Below are 16,436 nucleotides of genomic sequence, written 5' to 3'. Positions count from 1 at the left end.
AATTTTATTGGGCAGACTGCAAAATCATGTCGGCTGCTTTTTCTGCAATCATTATTGTGGGGGCGTTGGTATTGCCGCCGATGATGTTGGGCATAATAGAGGCGTCTACTACGCGCAGGCCTTCAACACCACGCACTTTTAGGGTGTTATCGACTACCGCCATTGGATCGCTGTCTGGCCCCATCTTGCAGGTGCTGGTGGGGTGATATTGGGTGTCGGCGCGGTTGCGGATGTCGGCTTCGATGGCGGCGTCGTCCTGCCAATCCACGGGGTAAATTAGCTTCGGTTGGTATTTTGCAAAGTGTGCAGACTCCAATATTTTCGATTGAAATTTGGCGCCTTTTATAAGGCGTTCGAGATCGTCGCGGTCACTTAAAAATTGTGGATCAATGCGCGGTGCGTCTAAGGCATGTTGGGAGTTTAGGCTGACTTCGCCTCGGCTTTTGGGGCGTAGTACTTCGATGTGGCAGCTATAGCCATGACCTAAATGCATTTTGCGGCCGTGGTCATCTACTACGGCGACGACAAAGACCATTTGTAAATCCGGCTCGCTTAGATTTTCTTCTGAGCGAACAAACGCACCGGCTTCAGCGTAGGGTGTGGTGATAATGCCTTCGCGCTTAGTGGCCCACTGTGCTGCACCAACAGCGACACGAGCGGAACCGCGCATAGAAATACCAAAGGTGTCACGGTTGTAGTTGGTTTTATAGGCAGTGGTGTAATCGATGTGGTCCTGCAGATTTTGGCCTACGCCGACGAGGTGCTTTTGTATTTTAATGCCGTGTTTTTGCAGGGTTTCTGCTGGGCCAATGCCAGATAGCATCAAAAGCTGTGGAGAGCCAAAGGTGCCGGCACTGATTATGACTTCTCGCCGAGCGCGAACTTCTTGAATTTGCTCGCCTTGAAAGTAGCTCAGGCCGACGGCACGCTGACCTTCGAATATGATTTTGTTGAATGGCGCATTGGTGACGACCTTAACATTGGATCGGCTCATAGCTGGGCGCAAGTAAGCAGCGGCGGCGCCCCAGCGTTCGCCATTCTTTTGGGTGACCTGATATTGAAAGCAACCGTGTTGCTCTTTGCCATTGTAGTCGGGGTTATGGGGAAGACCCTGTTCTTGAGCTGAGCGAATAAAGGCCTCGTTAAGCGGGCTAGGACAGGCCAAGTCGGCTACATTTAGCGGGCCGGCATTACCGTGAAACTCTTGATCATGACCAAAGGTTTCATTGCATTCAGAGCGAATAAAGTAGGGTAGTACGTCGTCGTAGCTCCAGCCTTTATTGCCTAGCGCCGCCCAAGTGTCGTAGTCGTTGCGGTGGCCGCGCACATACAGCATGGCATTGATGGCGCTGGAACCGCCGAGGCATTTGCCGCGGGGTTGGTAGCCGCGGCGGCCATTTAAACCCGCTTGAGGGGTGGTTTGGAGCGCCCAGTTATTGATTTTTGAACGCATCATCAACACCAAGGCCGCAGGTGCTTTGACTACGGGGCTATTGCCATTGCCGCCGGCCTCTATCAGGCACACACTGTATTTGCCGCTTTCGCTTAGGCGATTAGCCAAGGTGCAGCCAGCACTGCCAGCACCGACTATAATGTAGTCGAAGGTTTCGAACGGCATGTTGAATCTCTCCCCAAATTATTATGTGCTGGCGGGTATTTGTGCGAAATGAAGACGCTAACCAGCTTTTTGAGTGAGAATAATAGAGTTTAAATCATGTCGACGTTTTTCATTCAGCGCAGACTTGTTATCCTTTTACGCAAAATTATAAAGAGCCAATGCCGTCAATGAGCAAGCCATGGTTGCCTGGGACACAAACGACTACCGGTACTTGGGGTCGTATTCTTAGCGAATGTTTAAAAGATGCGAATATTGATCCGCGTCCGCTATTTGAGCAGGTGGATTTAGACTACGAAGAAGCTATAGCCCCGGATACCCGTATTCCCGATATTAAACTCCGGCATTTATACCCCTTGGCGATAGCGGCAACCGGCACCGAGAGTTTCAGTATTCAGCTCGGTGGCTATGTGAAGGCACACAGCTTTCATGCCTTGGGCATGGCTATTTTGGTAAGCAAAACCGTCGGTGATGCCTTGCAGCGCTTTCAGCGACACAGCGCGATTATTTCGGACTCGGGTTACATCGAAATGAGTTTTGTCGGGGATAACTGCCGTTTTGAAGTGAATGTTGATCGCGATATTCACGATATTAGGTTGCTGCCTTTTGCCGCCATCAATGCCTTTACCTTTGGCGTGGTAAGTATGATGCGGGAAATCACTGAGGATGCGGACCTCAACCCTATCAGTGTTGAGCTATGCGAGCCCCAGCCCAAAGATAGCAAGCCATATGAGAATGCCTTCCGCTGTCCAATAGCGTTTGGCAAGCCGCGTGAGGCACTTATGTATCGCATTGCGGATTTGGAACGCCCCGTTAGGTATGCGAATGAGTCGCTGGCCAAGCAGCACGATCAAATCACCGAGTCATTTATCAAAAATATGTCGCCGGCTTTTGAGGACGAACTTTACCGTCAAATTCTAAATGAATTGCCCAATGGTGAATTGAGCGTTGATAGGCTGGCCTCGCGCCTAAATATGAGCTCCCGTAAATTGCAGGGCAAGCTGCAGCAGCAAAACACCAGCTACCAACAATTGCTTGATAAGGCGCGCAAAGAATTAGCTAGCAAATACCTGAGCAGTACAGCCTACAGTATTACCGAGATTTCGTTTTTATTAGGATTCGCTAATACCGCAGGATTTTGCCGAGTATTTAAGCGCTGGTTCGAGTGTTCGCCAACGGATTATAGGCTGCGGATAGCGGCCCATGGCTGAGTTGGCTAGGCAATGATAAATACCATCTAGACACTTAGTTTACACAAAAGCGCTTAATCATCTGCTGTAAAACATCGATAGTCGGCTGGATCTGATCTAGCGCCATAAACTCGTCTGGTTGGTGTGCTTGGTCTATGGAGCCCGGCCCCATCACAATGGTTTGCATGCCTAACTGTTGAAAGAAGGGGGCCTCTGTTGCAAAGGCGACGGTGCCTGCTGCTTGTCCGGTGAGTTGTTCTACGAGGGTGACAATTTCTGAATTCGCGGGTTCTTCATAGGCGGCTAAGCCGGGCATTAAGGCGCGTAAGCCGATGTTGATAGCCCTGCGCTCGGCCACCGGGGTGAGGATTTTTTGAATCATGGCATCGAGTTCGTCGTTGTTCATGCCGGGTGTGGTGCGAATATCAAAGTGCAACTCACATTGGCCGCAAATACGGTTGGGATTGTCGCCACCATGAATACAGCCAAAATTCATGGTCGGAGTGGGCACTGAGAATCCGGGATGTTGGTATTTTTGCGCCAGCTCTTGGCGTAATTGCATGAGTCCGGTCATGACTTCGTGCATGGCGTCCAGTGCATTATTGCCTAGCAGGGGGTTGGACGAATGGCCGGAGCGCCCTTTGATGGTGATGCCTTTCATCACTATGCCCTTGTGGGCGCGCATGGGTTTTAGGCCGGTTGGCTCGCCCACCACGGCGTAGCGAGCGCCAGACAGATCGGATTGCACTAATGAGCGCGCGCCGTCCATGCTGCTTTCTTCGTCGGCGGTGGCCAGAATGATAAGGGGCGCTTTTAGAGTTTGGTCTAGAAACGGTTTTAAGGCTTCGATGGCAATGGCGAAGAAGCCTTTCATATCGGTGCTGCCAAGTCCGTATAGCTTGTTGTCGCGTTCGGTGAGGGTAAAGGGATCGCTATTCCACAGGGATTCGTTAAACGGCACCGTGTCTGTGTGGCCGGCAAGTACGAGGCCGCCACTGCCGCTGCCGAGGGTGGCGATTAAATTGGCTTTGTCTTTATGGCCGGCAATGGGCTGAATGTGAATAGCAAAGCCCAGCGGTTCTAGCCATGTGGCCAGTTGCTCGATAACGCGGATATTGCCCATATCGCAGCTGGGGAGTGTTGAGCTGACGGAGGGGAGTTTAACAAGTGCTGTCATCATCGACAGAATGCTGGGGGTGTTTGCTGATTTTGCCACGATGAGTCCGCGCTAATTGTTAGGTAACGGGCCATTGTAGCGAGTCGCGCAAACAAAGCCAGTGGCTTTGTTTGCGCTGCGAGAGGCTTAACGCGAATGAACTAAAACAGTGCTTTTAAAATAAAGAAGAATAATATTGCCAGTCCCGCGCCGGCTGGCAGCGTAATAATCCACGACATAAAGATATTGCGGATAACGCTCAAATTTAGCGCCGCAATACCGCGGGCTAAGCCGACACCTAATACCGCGCCGACCAGCGTATGGGTCGTAGAAATGGGGAGGCCCGTTGCCGATGCAATAACAACAGTAGATGCCGCACCCAGTTCCGCTGCAAAACCACGGCTAGGTGTTAGCTCTGTAATCTTGGTGCCAACGGTCGCAATTACTTTAAAACCGTAGGTAGCTAAACCAAAGACAATACCGCCCGCACCCACTAATAGAATCCATGGTGGTAGAGAAGATTTGGCGCCAATTTCACCGCCAGATTGAATCACACTAACGATGGCGGCGACGGGGCCGATGGCATTGGCGACGTCGTTTGAGCCGTGGGCGAAGGCCATTGCGCAGGCCGTGAATACCATCAATACGGCAAACATGCGTTCAACACCGGCAAAGCGAGACGTGCTCGCATCTGCCGGGGTGTCTTTGATGCCACGCATAAATAGCTGGCCGATCAATGACACTATAATGCCGACTACAAAGGAGTACATGATGCACTCATTGAAGTCGAGTCCGAGGCCAACGTGCTTTAAACCTTTGGTCATGGTGACCATGGAGATCATGAAGCCCACTAAAAACAAGTAATAGGGGATGTATTTTTTTGCCGAGGCAAATGGGTCGGCGGCGTTGAGAATTAAGCGCTGAGCACTTAAAAATAAGCCAAAGGATAAAGTGCCGGCGAGCACCGGTGACACTACCCAGCTAGCCACAATCTGGCCCACCTTGCCCCATTCAACGGCGTCGGGGCTAATGCCAACGGCGGCAAAGCCCACCAGCGCGCCAACAATAGAGTGGGTAGTCGATACCGGCCAGCCCATGAGGCTAGCGACAAACAACCAAACCGCAGCAGCGAGCAGGGATGACAGCATGCCAAACACTAAAAGGTCGGGATTTCCAGATACAAAGGCGGGATCGATAATACCTTTTCGAATGGTTTCAGTGACTTCGCCGCCTGCGAGGTAGGCACCACAGAATTCAAAGAGCATTGCGATCAGAATCGCCTGTTTAATAGTGAGCGCCTTAGCGCCAACAGACGTTCCCATTGCATTGGCGACGTCGTTTGCGCCAACACCCCAGGCCATGAAGAAGCCGAATAAACAAGCTAAAATCAGCAATAGTTGCCCGTGTTCAGCAATAATTGACATGTGAGTTCCTTATCTAGGCAAAATATCCGCGTTTTAACGCGCGATGATGATTTGCAGACGTGAGCCTACTTTTTGTGATTTGTCAGACAGTTCACCAATCAAGTTAATGGTTTGATATAGGAACATGACGTCAACAGGCGGTAATTCTTTTTCGATTAAATAGAGCTCAGCGCGGATAGTTATTTGTACTTTGTCAGCCGAGTGCTCTAGGCGATCAAGCTCTTCGATTAGTGTTTCAACGAGTTTGACCTCGCGACCGCGAAAGCCGGTTTCAAGTAGCTCATCAAGCTCTTCAATGGCCTTCATGGCTTGGGCAGACGTGGCGATGGCCAAATCTACGTACTCGCCCATCGTTTTGGTGAGTTGTTCGGGGATCTTCATTTGCCGCCCGAGCATCAGTCCGGCAATGTCTTTGCTGCAGTTGGCAATGCGATCTTGCATGCTAACTAAATCGAGGAGGTCTGCGCGAGGAACTGGTAGAAATAGATTGCTTGGCAGCTGCAAGCGTACTTGCTTTTTGAGTTTGTCGGCCTCATTTTCAAGATCGACAATAACACCATGTGCTTTACTGGCTTTATCCCAGTCACCTTCCAATGCGGCGTTTATAAAAGGCTTTAAAGCTTCAGCACAATTTTTTGCTTGCTTCATGTGTTCCTGAATCGGCGCAAACGGTGATTTACCAAATAAATTACCAAGCGAGTTTAGGGGCACGGTGCAACTCCTGTTGTAGTCGAACGTTAAGTGGCCGGAATTATACGGGCCTCGACCAAGGGTCACCAGTGAATAAACGTCACTAGTATCCTTTCGCACAGTTGTTAAGATCTGATGACTTGCCATAATGATAGCGATATCGATCATAGGGTTTACGCTTATATGCACAGCAATATCAATAAAACCGGACCGCTAGAGGCTGCATCCATTATTAGGCAACTCGTAGAAGACGGACTGTTGGACGCTCCTGTGGCAAAGCGTGTGCGGCCTAATCCACCGCGTATTGGTGATAAAACCCAGCATGTTCTTAATTATCTTGCCGCCGAACAACTGCCAGATGCCAGCCGTGTGGGGCGCGTGCTTACCATGGATCGTTTACTTGAATGGCTGTCGGGGAGTTGCGAGCAACTTCCGCAGCGCATAGATCCATTAAAAATAGACGTACCGGCGATTACCGAGGTGATGTCCTTTGCCTTTGCCCAGCGTCATCGTATTTTGGCGGTGGCGGTGTCAAAGCAAGAAGTGGTTATTGCTGGTAGCGAGCCGTTTATTGACGCGTGGGAAAAAGATTTACAGCAGGTTGTGCACCGCCCTATTCGGCGTGTACTCGCTGACCCTGAGGCGATAGACCGATTTACGGTCGAATTTTACAGTTTGGCAAAATCGGTGCGCGGTGCCACGGGCGATAGCCGGCGTGGAGGGCAGGCCAATACCAATCTGGAGCAATTGCTGGAAATCAGCAATCTCAAGGACTTAGATGCCAATGATGGCCACGTCGTTAATATCGTTGACTGGTTATTGCAATATGCCTACGACCAACGCGCCAGCGATATTCATATCGAACCGCGCCGCGAGCAGGGCAATGTGCGCTTTCGCATAGACGGTGTGCTGTATAACGTGTATGAATTGCCGGCGACGGTACTGACGGCGGTGGTGAGTCGGTTGAAAATACTGGGGCGGATGGATGTGGCGGAAAAGCGCCGACCTCAAGATGGCCGATTAAAGACCAAAAACTCCCATGGCGACGAAATTGAACTGCGGCTCTCGACATTGCCTACGGCGTTTGGCGAAAAAATGGTCATGCGCATATTTGACCCTGAGGTTTTGCTGCGAAGCTTTGACGAGCTGGGTTTGCGCGGTGACGACCGTCAGCGCTGGGACGGTTTGATTCGTTCTCCCCACGGTATTGTGCTGGTAACGGGGCCGACGGGGTCGGGTAAAACCACCACCTTATATTCCAGCTTGAAGCAGATCGCGACCAGCGAAGTAAATGTTTGCACCATCGAAGATCCAATTGAGATGGTTGAAGATGCCTTCAACCAAATGCAAGTGCAGCACAATATCAATCTCGATTTTGCCGGCGGTGTTCGCGCTTTATTAAGGCAAGACCCCGACATCATTATGATTGGTGAGATCCGCGATTTAGAAACCGCCGAAATGGCGATTCAAGCGGCCTTGACCGGTCACTTGGTAATTTCAACCTTGCATACCAACGACGCGCCGTCAGCGGTGACTCGGCTGTTAGAGCTGGGCGTTCCCGCGTATTTAATTCGGGCGACGGTGCTTGGCGTGATGGCACAACGCCTAGTCCGAAGCCTGTGTCCGCATTGCAAGGAGCCGGTTGCTTTAGATGAAACCGAATGGACGACGCTAACTGCGCCGTGGAAAATTAGCCCCCCGGCCCAAATTCATCACGCACCGGGTTGTTTAGAGTGCCGCAATACCGGCTTCTATGGTCGTCAGGGTATTTATGAAATTTTACCCGTAGAGGGCCAGATTCAAGCTGCGATAGGTGATGATGTTGAGCTCGATAATTTGCGGCGGATGGCCATGAAAAATGGTATGCGAACCCTCAGATTAAGCGGTGCGCAAAAAGTGGCGCGGGGCGAAACCACCATTGCCGAAGTGCTAAGGGTGGCACCTCCGGTGCAGGCGGGTTGAGCCCAGTTTTACGCTGTAACGAAAATAATACCGAGTAAGGATGTGACAATGATGGCGCCAAGCCGACATCGTAGTTTAGATATTTTGGAGGCAGAACTGCCGGCAATACTGGCCAGTGAGGTAGAGCGGTATTGGCAGCGACTATTGGATCGCTGTGACGCTGATCAGCGCGCTTGGTACTCGGCGTTTGCGGAGTCTGATCAGCGTCAGTATTTACTGACGGCCTTTGCTGGCAGCCCCGCATTGGCAGATTTGTGTGAGCGACACCCTACATGGCTTCCCGACTTATTTGCAAATAATGCCTTGAGTGCATGCTTACCAGATAAGGCGTGGATTGAAGAGCTGGGTGTTTCTTGCGCTGAGTGCGTCAATGCCGACGACTTGGCTAAGGCGCTGAGAGATTTTAGAAATCGCCACTGGCTGCGCATTGTGTGGCGCGACCTCAATCGCTTAGCTGCGATGGAGGAAACGGTGCGAGATTTGTCGGCGCTTGCCGATGCTTGTGTCGAAGTGGCGCTGGCATTTTTGCATAAGCAGCTAGTTGTCGAACGCGGCGAACCTCGCTCAGCCGATGGTACTCCCCAGCAATTGGTGGTGATTGCGATGGGTAAATTGGGGGCCGGCGAGTTAAACCTGTCCTCTGATATCGACCTTATTTTTGCCTATCCAGAGGCCGGTAACACCGTTGGCGCAGCCCGCAGCGACGACAATCAGGCGTTTTTTATTCGTCTTGGTCAGCGTTTAATCAAGGCGCTAGATGCTCGCACTGCTGACGGCTTTGTATTCCGCGTAGATATGCGCCTGCGGCCTTATGGGCAAAGCGGCCCGCTGGTGATTAGCTTTGACGCCTTGGAAGAGTATTACCAAGATCAGGGGCGGGACTGGGAGCGCTATGCGCTAATTAAGGCGCGCTGTATTGCGGGTGATCGCCGTGAGGGTGAGCGCTTGCTGACTCAGCTGCGGCCCTTTGTATATCGCCGCTATTTGGACTTTTCAGCAATTGAATCACTGCGAGATATGAAATCCATGATTCAGCGCGAGGTGGCGCGCCGGCATCTACAAGACAATATTAAACTCGGTTCCGGTGGTATCCGTGAAATTGAGTTTATTGCTCAGTGCTTCCAATTAATCCGTGGCGGCCAAGAGCCAGCTTTGCAGGCCTTGCAGCTACAGACGATTTTGCCTGAGCTAGCCCAAATGGCCTATCTGCCAGAGTCCGTAGTTGACGACTTACAAGAGGCCTATCGATTTTTGCGAAATACCGAACACGCGATTCAGGCATGGCGAGATGAGCAGACCCAGCAGTTGCCAGATGCCGATCCAGCGAGGGTGGCGCTGAGTTTTACGATGGGCTTTGGCGACGATGTCGCTGCCTTCTTATCTGCGCTTGAGCAGCATCGGCAAGGGGTTGCGACTCACTTTGCCAATGTCATTGCGCCGCCAGAAACGGAACCCGACGGCCAGCATCTCAGCAATAATCGCTGGCGAACGATGTTAGATGAGCTGGATAAAGACTCGGTGCGCCAAACATTGGAAGAGGCCGGTTTCGACGATGCCGACGAAGCGGCGCGATTATTGGTTGCCCTGCTTAGCGGCGCCAGTGTGTTGCGTATGCAGGGCAGTGGTCGCGATCGGCTATACGATTTTTTACCGCTGATTTTAGAAGACTTGTGCGATGCCGAGTCGCCGGCGGCAACCTTACTGAGATTAATTCCGCTGATTGAGGCGGTACTGCGCCGAACCGCCTATTTAGTACTGCTGATTGAAAACCCGGGTGCTCGCAAGCGCCTTGTTGAACTGTGTGATGCCAGCCCGTGGATCGCCCGTCAGCTGGCCGCTCAGCCCGTGCTGTTAGATGAGTTGTTAGATGCCAACAGCCTGTTTTCTGTGCCAGAAAAGGCCGGTTTAGCCAGCGAGTTGCGACAACGCTTATTGCGTATCGAGAATAATGATCTTGAGGCGCAAATGGAGGCGCTGCGCTATTTTCGCCTGGCGCATGTGTTAAAGATTGCGGCGTCTGAGGTCACCGGAAGCTTGCCGCTGATGAAGGTCAGCGATTACCTGACCTATATTGCCGAAGTGGTATTAGATGCGGTACTCGATATCGCCTGGCAAAACTTAATAGACAAGCATGGCAGCCCAGTGCCCGCGGGGGATGATCAGCGGCATTTTGTTATATTGGGTTACGGCAAGCTGGGAGGGCTTGAGCTGGGATATGGCTCAGACCTCGACCTCGTATTTTTGCATGACCTGCCCTCAACAAATGTCAGTGACGGTGAGCGGCCGCTAGACGCGGGAACATTTTTTACCCGCCTTGGGCAGCGCATTATTCATATCCTCACCGCGACAACCCGATTGGGCGACCTTTACGAAGTGGATATGCGACTGCGGCCGTCGGGTAATTCTGGTTTGCTGGTGTCGTCATTTACCGCGTTTAGTGACTATCAACATACTCAAGCGTGGACATGGGAGCATCAAGCTTTGGTTCGTGTGCGAGCCGTGGCCGGCGATGATAATTTGGCGCAAAAATTTGTCGATTTAAGAGCCGGCATTCTCAGTAAATCACGCGACATTTTGGTGCTTAAGGCCGAAGTCGTGGCGATGCGCCAGAAAATGCGTGACCATCTGCTGTCTGCCAGCAATAAAAATGCGGAATTTGATATTAAACAAGGTACTGGAGGTATCGTTGATATTGAATTTATGGTGCAATATGCGGTTTTAGCATGGTCGCAACAGCACCCACCGCTTACCTACTACACTGATAATATTCGCATACTGGAATCACTGTCCGAACAGGGCCTGATTTCGGCAGCGGATACCCGGACACTGATTGACGCTTACAAGGCGTTCCGCAGTCAGGCGCATCGCCTCAGCTTACAAGAGCAAAAAGGGCTGATAGCCGAAACGGCATTGGGTACAGAGCGGGAAATTGTCAGCCGTTTCTGGCAGCAACTGATGTTGTCTCCATAATGGTATTTGCCTGAATTTGTTGAGGAGTAACACACGATGTCTATGGCTGATCGTGACGGCCTGATTTGGTTTGATGGTGAAATGGTGCCTTGGCGCGACGCGCGGGTTCACGTTTTAACTCATACACTGCACTACGGTATGGGTGTGTTTGAAGGCGTTCGCGCATACAAAACAAACGACCGTGGCACCTGTATTTTCCGTATGCAAGAGCATACAGACCGTTTATTCCGGTCTGCGCATATTATGCGTATGGAAATGAGCGTGACCAAAGAGCAGGTTAACGAAGCACAGCGCGCGGTAGTACGCGAAAATGGCTTAGAAGAAGCCTATTTGCGCCCCATGTGCTTTTACGGCTCAGAAGGTATGGGCCTGCGTGCCGACAACCTTAAAATGCATGTGATTGTTGCCGCGTGGGATTGGCCGAGCTATATGAGCCCTGACGCCCGCGACAACGGCATTAAAGTGCGTTGCTCGTCCTATACGCGCCATCACGTTAATATCTCTATGTGTAAAGCCAAGGCTAACGGCCACTACATCAACTCGATGTTGGCATTACGTGAGGCGCTGGATAGCGGCTGCGAAGAAGCCCTGCTGTTAGATAACGAAGGCTATGTTGCGGAAGGTAGTGGCGAGAACGTCTTTATTGTTCGCAATGGCAAGCTGTACACCCCAGAGCTAACAAGCTGCTTAGACGGTATTACACGTAACACCATTTTCGAATTTGCCAACGAGCTTGGCTTGAAAGTGGAAGAGAAGCGTATTACCCGCGATGAAGTTTATGTGGCTGACGAGGCCTTCTTTACTGGTACGGCGGCTGAAGTACTGCCGATTCGTGAACTAGATGGCCGGAAAATTGGCTCAGGTTCGCGTGGCCCAGTAACTAACTTGCTGCAAAATATGTATTTCGACCAAGTTAAAGGTCGCCGTGAAGAGTTTCCTGAATGGCTAACGCCTGTTAGCTAAGATCCTCTTTAAAACGCCGTAGCAGTTCTTGCTGCGGCGTTTATTTAATGGCTTGTTCCTTGCCGTATTTGCATTCTCCACGAATCACCACATCATTTAATACTGCATATTGGTCTATCACTATATGTCCTGCAGGACAGTATTCTTGCAGTCGTGGATCTAGCTCTAGGTCGTGCAGGGTTCGTTTTAGTTGCGACTCGCTGTCTTCCCGTGGTTTGCCAGTGCCATCCTCTTGTCTGTTTCTAGCGGTAATCGGGCGGGCTTTTTCGCGGAATAGGGGTTGGCTGTAGCTGAAAAGGCGAATATCTCCGGCTTTTATAGTTGTTTCAAATTTGCCGACGGGTTTTTGCTGGCTTGGTCGGCTGGCACAGCTGGCGGTAAGCGCTATTGTTAGACTGAATAACGTGCAAAAAATGGCGTGTGTACGCATGTGGGTCTTATTCTCTTGGGCTGGTTGCGGGCCTTGGCGAGTTTAACATGACAAAGTCTTAATGCTAGATCAGGGCTTGGTCAGACATCGTTGGTGGATTTATGCTCACCTCGTGGTTAGAATCCTGTTACTTAGTAAGACGGTATTCATCTTTTTTGTGCTTCGCGGCTGTAAAAAGTGCGTGTGGTATGACCTTGGTAACCTCAGCGGGTTTCCAAGCAGAGGAGAATCCCTCGGTGCTATATTTAAATAATAGTTATCCGAATAACAGTAATCCGAATAATAGTGACTCCGTTTTATGTCCTCAGATCCAGCAGCTATTGCGAGCCCGTCCCCCCTTCAGCCAATTAAGGCTAGTGTTACTCCATTGCGTAACGCAGAACCTAGGCGTGCACTAAAAGTGTGTTTATTAGGTTACCGTAGTGCGCCCTATGGCGGCGGTCAGGGAATTTACCTCAAGTATTTAAGCAAGGCCTTGGTAGAGGCCGGTCATCAAGTAGATGTGATTTCAGGGCAGCCCTATCCGCACCTTGATTCGCGGGTTAACTTGATCAAAATGCCGGGGATGAATTTATTTGAGACGGGCTTAAGTTCGATTCGCCCGCATCATCTTACTTCCCTAACCAACATTTATGAGTGGACAGGTAAATTAACTGGGGCATTTTCTGAGCCCTATTGTTTTGGGCGGCGAGTGCTCAAATACCTGAAAAAGAACGGCCGTCATTACGATATTATCCACGACAATCAATGCCTGAGTTACGGCATGCTCAAGCTGCAAAAGCAGGGCTTTCCACTGGTCACAACTATTCATCACCCGATAACTAGTGATTTGAGCATTGCCTTGAATGCGGCTAAAAGCTGGACTGAACGACTATTTATTCGTCGCTGGCACAGTTTTTTAATCATGCAGCGCAAGGTTGCCCGTGAGCTGCATCATGTGGTGACAGTGTCTGAGCGATCCAGAATGGATATCGCCGCTGCGTTTGATATTCAGCCAGCGGGTATTAGCTTGGTGCATTGCGGTATCGACACCGAAGAATTTAAGCCTTTGGACAATGTCGTAAAAAATCCAAACCGTATTATGGCTACCGTGTCGTCGGATCAGCCACTGAAAGGTATGCGTTATTTATTAGAAGCTGTGGCAGCAGTGGTGCCTAATTATCCAGACCTTGAATTATTACTTGTCGGTACGCCCAAAGAAGATGGCGAAAGTGGGCAGCTAATTCGCGACCTAGGTCTTAGCAAACATATCCGCGCCGTTAGTGGCATCAGTACAGAAGACTTGGTGAAGTACTACAACGAAGCCTCGGTGGTGGTGGTGCCTTCTATTTACGAAGGTTTTGGTTTGCCTGCGGGTGAGGCTATGGCCTGCGGCACCGCATTAATTTCCACCGACGGTGGCGCCTTGCCGGAAGTGGTTGGTGACGCGGCGATTCAAGTGCCGGTTCGTAATAGTCAGGCCATTGCAGAGGTGTTAGAAACCTTGTTGGCATCACCCGCATGGCGTGATGAACTGGCGACGGCGGGGCGCAAACGTATTGAAGAATTGTTCTGTTGGACACGCGCAGCGCAACAAATGACGAATTACTACTGGCAGGTGATACAACGTGAAAACAGTTGATTTTCGTCATTTCCAACTGAATGCTGGCGATAAAATTCTAGATTTAGGCTGCGGTGAAGGTCGCCATGTGATTTCTGCCTATGTTGAGGCAGATGTAACGGCGATTGGTGTTGATCTGTGTTTGCGTGATTTGCAAACCGCGCAAAGTCGATTCGCTGATTTTTGTGTTGATACGCACGACGATAAAGCTTTTGGCCTTGCCAATGGCGACGCCATGCAGCTGCCCTTTGCAGACAATACCTTCGACAAAATCATCTGTTCAGAAGTCTTAGAGCATATCCCTGACTACCATGCGGTATTAAAAGAAATAGAGCGGGTGTTAAAACCTGGCGGCTTATTCTGCGCCAGTGTACCTAGAGCATGGCCAGAAAAAATATGCTGGGCCTTAAGTGAGGCTTATCACAAGGTCGAGGGTGGGCATCTGCGTATATTTAAAGCCAGCGAATTACGGAAACAAATTCAGGGCTTGGGCTTCCGCTTTTATCGGCGTCACTGGGCACATGCCTTGCATTCTCCCTATTGGTGGTTGAAATGCGCGTTTTGGAAAAATCAGGACTCTAATCCCATAATTAAGCAGTACCACCGCTTTTTAGTATGGGATTTGATGGATAAGCCACTGTTTACCAGAACCTTAGAAGCAGGTCTAAATCCGGTGCTGGGTAAGTCTGTTGTTATGTATTTTGAAAAGGCGGAGGCGGCATGAGCGGGCTATTTTTAAGTAAGGGCCTATTTCCGCAAGAGTTTTTTCGGCCGACAGTGGAGTTTTTATTACGGGCCCAGCAGGCTGATGGCAGTATTCCTTGGTTTGACGGCGGTCACTGCGACCCTTGGGATCATGTTGAATCGGCAATGGGCTTGAGTATTGGCGGCGAATACCGCGCGGCAGAAAATGCCTACCGCTGGCTTAAAAACGCCCAGCTCGAAGATGGAAGTTGGTGGGCAGCGTATCGAGCCGGTGAAGTGGACAACCGAGAACGTCGTGAAACTAATTTCGTTGCTTACATTGCGACGGGTGTTTGGCATCACTACTTAATTACCCAGAACAAAGTCTTCCTGCAAGAGATGTGGTCCTGCGTTCGGCGTGCAATCAGTTTTGTGTTGGCGCAGCAGTCTCGCCACGGCGACATAAACTGGGCAGTGAATGCACAGGGGCAGCCGATGACGGATGCCTTGATTACGGGTTGCTCATCAATTTATAAAAGCCTTGAGTGTGCGGTAAATATTTCCGTTGTGCTCGGCGATCCACGCGTTGATTGGCGGGACGCCCGTACCGCATTGGGTGAGGCCTTACGTAATAAGCCTGAGCGTTTTGATCGTACCTGGGAAAGCAAATCCCGCTATTCTATGGACTGGTTTTATCCCGTATTAACGGGTGTGGTTCCTACGGCAAAAGCGAGCGCGCACTTGCAAAAGCGCTGGGATGATTTTGTTGAACAGGGCTTGGGTTGTCGCTGTGTGTCTGACCAGCCGTGGGTGACGGTGGCGGAGTCCTGCGAGTTAACGATGGCATTACTGGCGGCGGGCGATCATGCCCGCGCGGTGATGGTTTATAGCTGGTTGCACCAGTGGCGAGAAGCCAGCGGTGAATATTGGACTGGCTACCAATTTGTAGACGACGTGCTCTGGCCAGACGAGCGCCCAACGTGGACTGCGGCGGCTATCTTACTGGCCGCAGATGCCTTGACTGAACACACCGCTGCGCACCGTTTGTTTAAAGACGTATGTGTTCTTGATCTGAATGGGGCCGAAATTGCACCAGCAGCAGGTCGTATGCGGTCTTGGTAGTTTTAGAAAAGTGAGTTTTAGGTTTGGTTTTTATTTTATTTGGTGAGCATTAGATCACGGATACCTAATGCCGATTGTTTTATTGTCATCCTTTGAAATTACTCTATAGTTGTTTCACATAATGATAGTTTCCGCTGCTGCTAAAGGCGGACTTTGATTGATGAGGATGAATTTATGAAAATAAAAACGCTCGGTATTTTCGCTGGCGCACTGCTTTGTTTCTCTGCTGTGTCGCATGCCCAAGTTCCAGGCCTCGCTGGCATCCCCGTTTTGGGTGACATATTAGGCGGCGGTTTACCAGGGGGGGATCAGCTGGCATCGATAACGTCCCTAGGCACCTCTTTATTGGGTAACCCAGAAACGCTGATTAATATTGGCACAGGTACCGGCTTGCCCTTGGTGATGGAAGTTGTTCCTATTCTTGGTGTGCTTAGTAGTGACCCTGCGGGCTTGCCAGATTTTCTTCTTGGTGGGGGCACAATATTAACGCCGTCCTTAGGCGGAGCGCTGCCAATTCCATTTGTTGTCGTGCCTTTATAAGACTCGTTTTAGCTAATCAACACTAGCGGCAAAACTATCGAATGAGTTGAATAGTTTGCCGCCATTTATATCCACTGTATTGTCATTCCC

The 16,436-nt window shown here is 50.7% G+C and carries 13 protein-coding genes; 8 read left to right on the top strand and 5 right to left on the bottom strand.

The window, feature by feature from the left end; all coding sequences use genetic code 11:
* Positions 1-4 precede the first annotated feature (4 nt).
* Positions 5-1,618, bottom strand: a complete 1,614-nt coding sequence (locus GVJ32_RS16100; protein ID WP_159241103.1) for a GMC family oxidoreductase — start codon at positions 1,616-1,618, stop codon at positions 5-7.
* Between the two features lie 167 nt (positions 1,619-1,785).
* On the opposite strand from GVJ32_RS16100, the gene GVJ32_RS16095 reads away from it, so the two are divergent.
* A complete protein-coding gene (locus tag GVJ32_RS16095; RefSeq protein ID WP_159241102.1) occupies positions 1,786-2,826 on the top strand; it encodes an AraC family transcriptional regulator in 1,041 nt (346 codons plus the stop codon).
* 34 nt (positions 2,827-2,860) lie between these two features.
* Here GVJ32_RS16095 and argE read toward each other — a convergent pair whose 3' ends face one another.
* From argE to GVJ32_RS16080, 3 genes are all read right to left on the bottom strand, one after another.
* Positions 2,861-4,021, bottom strand: a complete 1,161-nt coding sequence (gene argE / locus GVJ32_RS16090; RefSeq protein ID WP_159241101.1) for an acetylornithine deacetylase — start codon at positions 4,019-4,021, stop codon at positions 2,861-2,863.
* A 101-nt stretch (positions 4,022-4,122) separates the two neighbouring features.
* Positions 4,123-5,385, bottom strand: a complete 1,263-nt coding sequence (locus GVJ32_RS16085) for an inorganic phosphate transporter (RefSeq protein ID WP_159241100.1) — start codon at positions 5,383-5,385, stop codon at positions 4,123-4,125.
* Positions 5,386-5,418: 33 nt separating this feature from the next.
* The gene (locus GVJ32_RS16080) at positions 5,419-6,096 is read right to left on the bottom strand and encodes a TIGR00153 family protein (protein ID WP_159241099.1); all 678 of its coding nucleotides are present in this window, start codon (positions 6,094-6,096) and stop codon (positions 5,419-5,421) included.
* A gap of 162 nt (positions 6,097-6,258) precedes the next feature.
* Here GVJ32_RS16080 and GVJ32_RS16075 point away from each other — a divergent pair, with 162 nt between their 5' ends.
* The 3 genes from GVJ32_RS16075 to GVJ32_RS16065 are packed head-to-tail and all read left to right on the top strand — an operon-like array spanning position 6,259 to position 11,970.
* Positions 6,259-8,037, top strand: a complete 1,779-nt coding sequence (locus tag GVJ32_RS16075; protein WP_159241098.1) for a GspE/PulE family protein — start codon at positions 6,259-6,261, stop codon at positions 8,035-8,037.
* A 48-nt stretch (positions 8,038-8,085) separates the two neighbouring features.
* Complete coding sequence (gene glnE, locus GVJ32_RS16070) at positions 8,086-11,007, top strand: bifunctional [glutamate--ammonia ligase]-adenylyl-L-tyrosine phosphorylase/[glutamate--ammonia-ligase] adenylyltransferase (protein ID WP_235035178.1); 2,922 nt, start codon at positions 8,086-8,088, stop codon at positions 11,005-11,007.
* A 36-nt stretch (positions 11,008-11,043) separates the two neighbouring features.
* Complete coding sequence (locus GVJ32_RS16065; RefSeq protein ID WP_159241097.1) at positions 11,044-11,970, top strand: branched-chain amino acid transaminase; 927 nt, start codon at positions 11,044-11,046, stop codon at positions 11,968-11,970.
* Between the two features lie 40 nt (positions 11,971-12,010).
* Here GVJ32_RS16065 and GVJ32_RS16060 read toward each other — a convergent pair whose 3' ends face one another.
* Positions 12,011-12,400, bottom strand: coding sequence for a hypothetical protein (locus tag GVJ32_RS16060; protein ID WP_159241096.1), 390 nt, complete (start codon positions 12,398-12,400; stop codon positions 12,011-12,013).
* A 298-nt stretch (positions 12,401-12,698) separates the two neighbouring features.
* Between GVJ32_RS16060 and GVJ32_RS16055 the strand changes: the two genes are divergently transcribed.
* The 4 genes from GVJ32_RS16055 to GVJ32_RS16040 all read left to right on the top strand — a co-directional run bounded on the left by GVJ32_RS16055 (position 12,699) and on the right by GVJ32_RS16040 (position 16,346).
* A complete protein-coding gene (locus tag GVJ32_RS16055) occupies positions 12,699-14,021 on the top strand; it encodes a glycosyltransferase family 4 protein (protein ID WP_159241095.1) in 1,323 nt (440 codons plus the stop codon).
* Positions 14,008-14,724 carry a class I SAM-dependent methyltransferase gene (locus tag GVJ32_RS16050; RefSeq protein ID WP_159241094.1) on the top strand — a complete coding sequence of 239 codons (717 nt, stop codon included), beginning with the start codon at positions 14,008-14,010 and terminating at the stop codon, positions 14,722-14,724. Before GVJ32_RS16055 ends, GVJ32_RS16050 begins: the two co-directional genes overlap by 14 nt.
* A complete protein-coding gene (locus tag GVJ32_RS16045; RefSeq protein ID WP_159241093.1) occupies positions 14,721-15,806 on the top strand; it encodes a prenyltransferase in 1,086 nt (361 codons plus the stop codon). The genes GVJ32_RS16050 and GVJ32_RS16045 overlap by 4 nt, the downstream gene beginning before the upstream one ends.
* A 174-nt stretch (positions 15,807-15,980) precedes the next feature.
* The gene (locus tag GVJ32_RS16040; RefSeq protein ID WP_159241092.1) at positions 15,981-16,346 is read left to right on the top strand and encodes a hypothetical protein; all 366 of its coding nucleotides are present in this window, start codon (positions 15,981-15,983) and stop codon (positions 16,344-16,346) included.
* The last annotated feature ends 90 nt before the right edge of the window (positions 16,347-16,436 follow it).

Origin of the sequence: Zhongshania aliphaticivorans (assembly GCF_902705855.1) — a bacterium.
Classification (GTDB): Bacteria; Pseudomonadota; Gammaproteobacteria; order Pseudomonadales; family Spongiibacteraceae; genus Spongiibacter; species Spongiibacter aliphaticivorans_B.
The sequence above is the reverse complement of the archived record's forward strand: the minus strand, read 5'-3'. Positions and strand labels throughout refer to the sequence as shown.

Excerpts from the sequence above, each read along its gene's own strand:
- GVJ32_RS16040 (WP_159241092.1), top strand. The coding sequence starts at position 15,981 with ATGAAAATAAAAACGCTCGGTATTTTCGCTGGCGCACTGCTTTGTTTC.
- GVJ32_RS16055 (WP_159241095.1), top strand. The coding sequence starts at position 12,699 with ATGTCCTCAGATCCAGCAGCTATTGCGAGCCCGTCCCCCCTTCAGCCA.
- GVJ32_RS16085 (WP_159241100.1), bottom strand. The coding sequence starts at position 5,385 with ATGTCAATTATTGCTGAACACGGGCAACTATTGCTGATTTTAGCTTGT.
- GVJ32_RS16075 (WP_159241098.1), top strand. The coding sequence starts at position 6,259 with ATGCACAGCAATATCAATAAAACCGGACCGCTAGAGGCTGCATCCATT.
- GVJ32_RS16045 (WP_159241093.1), top strand. The coding sequence starts at position 14,721 with ATGAGCGGGCTATTTTTAAGTAAGGGCCTATTTCCGCAAGAGTTTTTT.
- GVJ32_RS16060 (WP_159241096.1), bottom strand. The coding sequence starts at position 12,400 with ATGCGTACACACGCCATTTTTTGCACGTTATTCAGTCTAACAATAGCG.
- glnE (WP_235035178.1), top strand. The coding sequence starts at position 8,086 with ATGATGGCGCCAAGCCGACATCGTAGTTTAGATATTTTGGAGGCAGAA.
- GVJ32_RS16100 (WP_159241103.1), bottom strand. The coding sequence starts at position 1,618 with ATGCCGTTCGAAACCTTCGACTACATTATAGTCGGTGCTGGCAGTGCT.
- GVJ32_RS16065 (WP_159241097.1), top strand. The coding sequence starts at position 11,044 with ATGTCTATGGCTGATCGTGACGGCCTGATTTGGTTTGATGGTGAAATG.
- GVJ32_RS16095 (WP_159241102.1), top strand. The coding sequence starts at position 1,786 with ATGAGCAAGCCATGGTTGCCTGGGACACAAACGACTACCGGTACTTGG.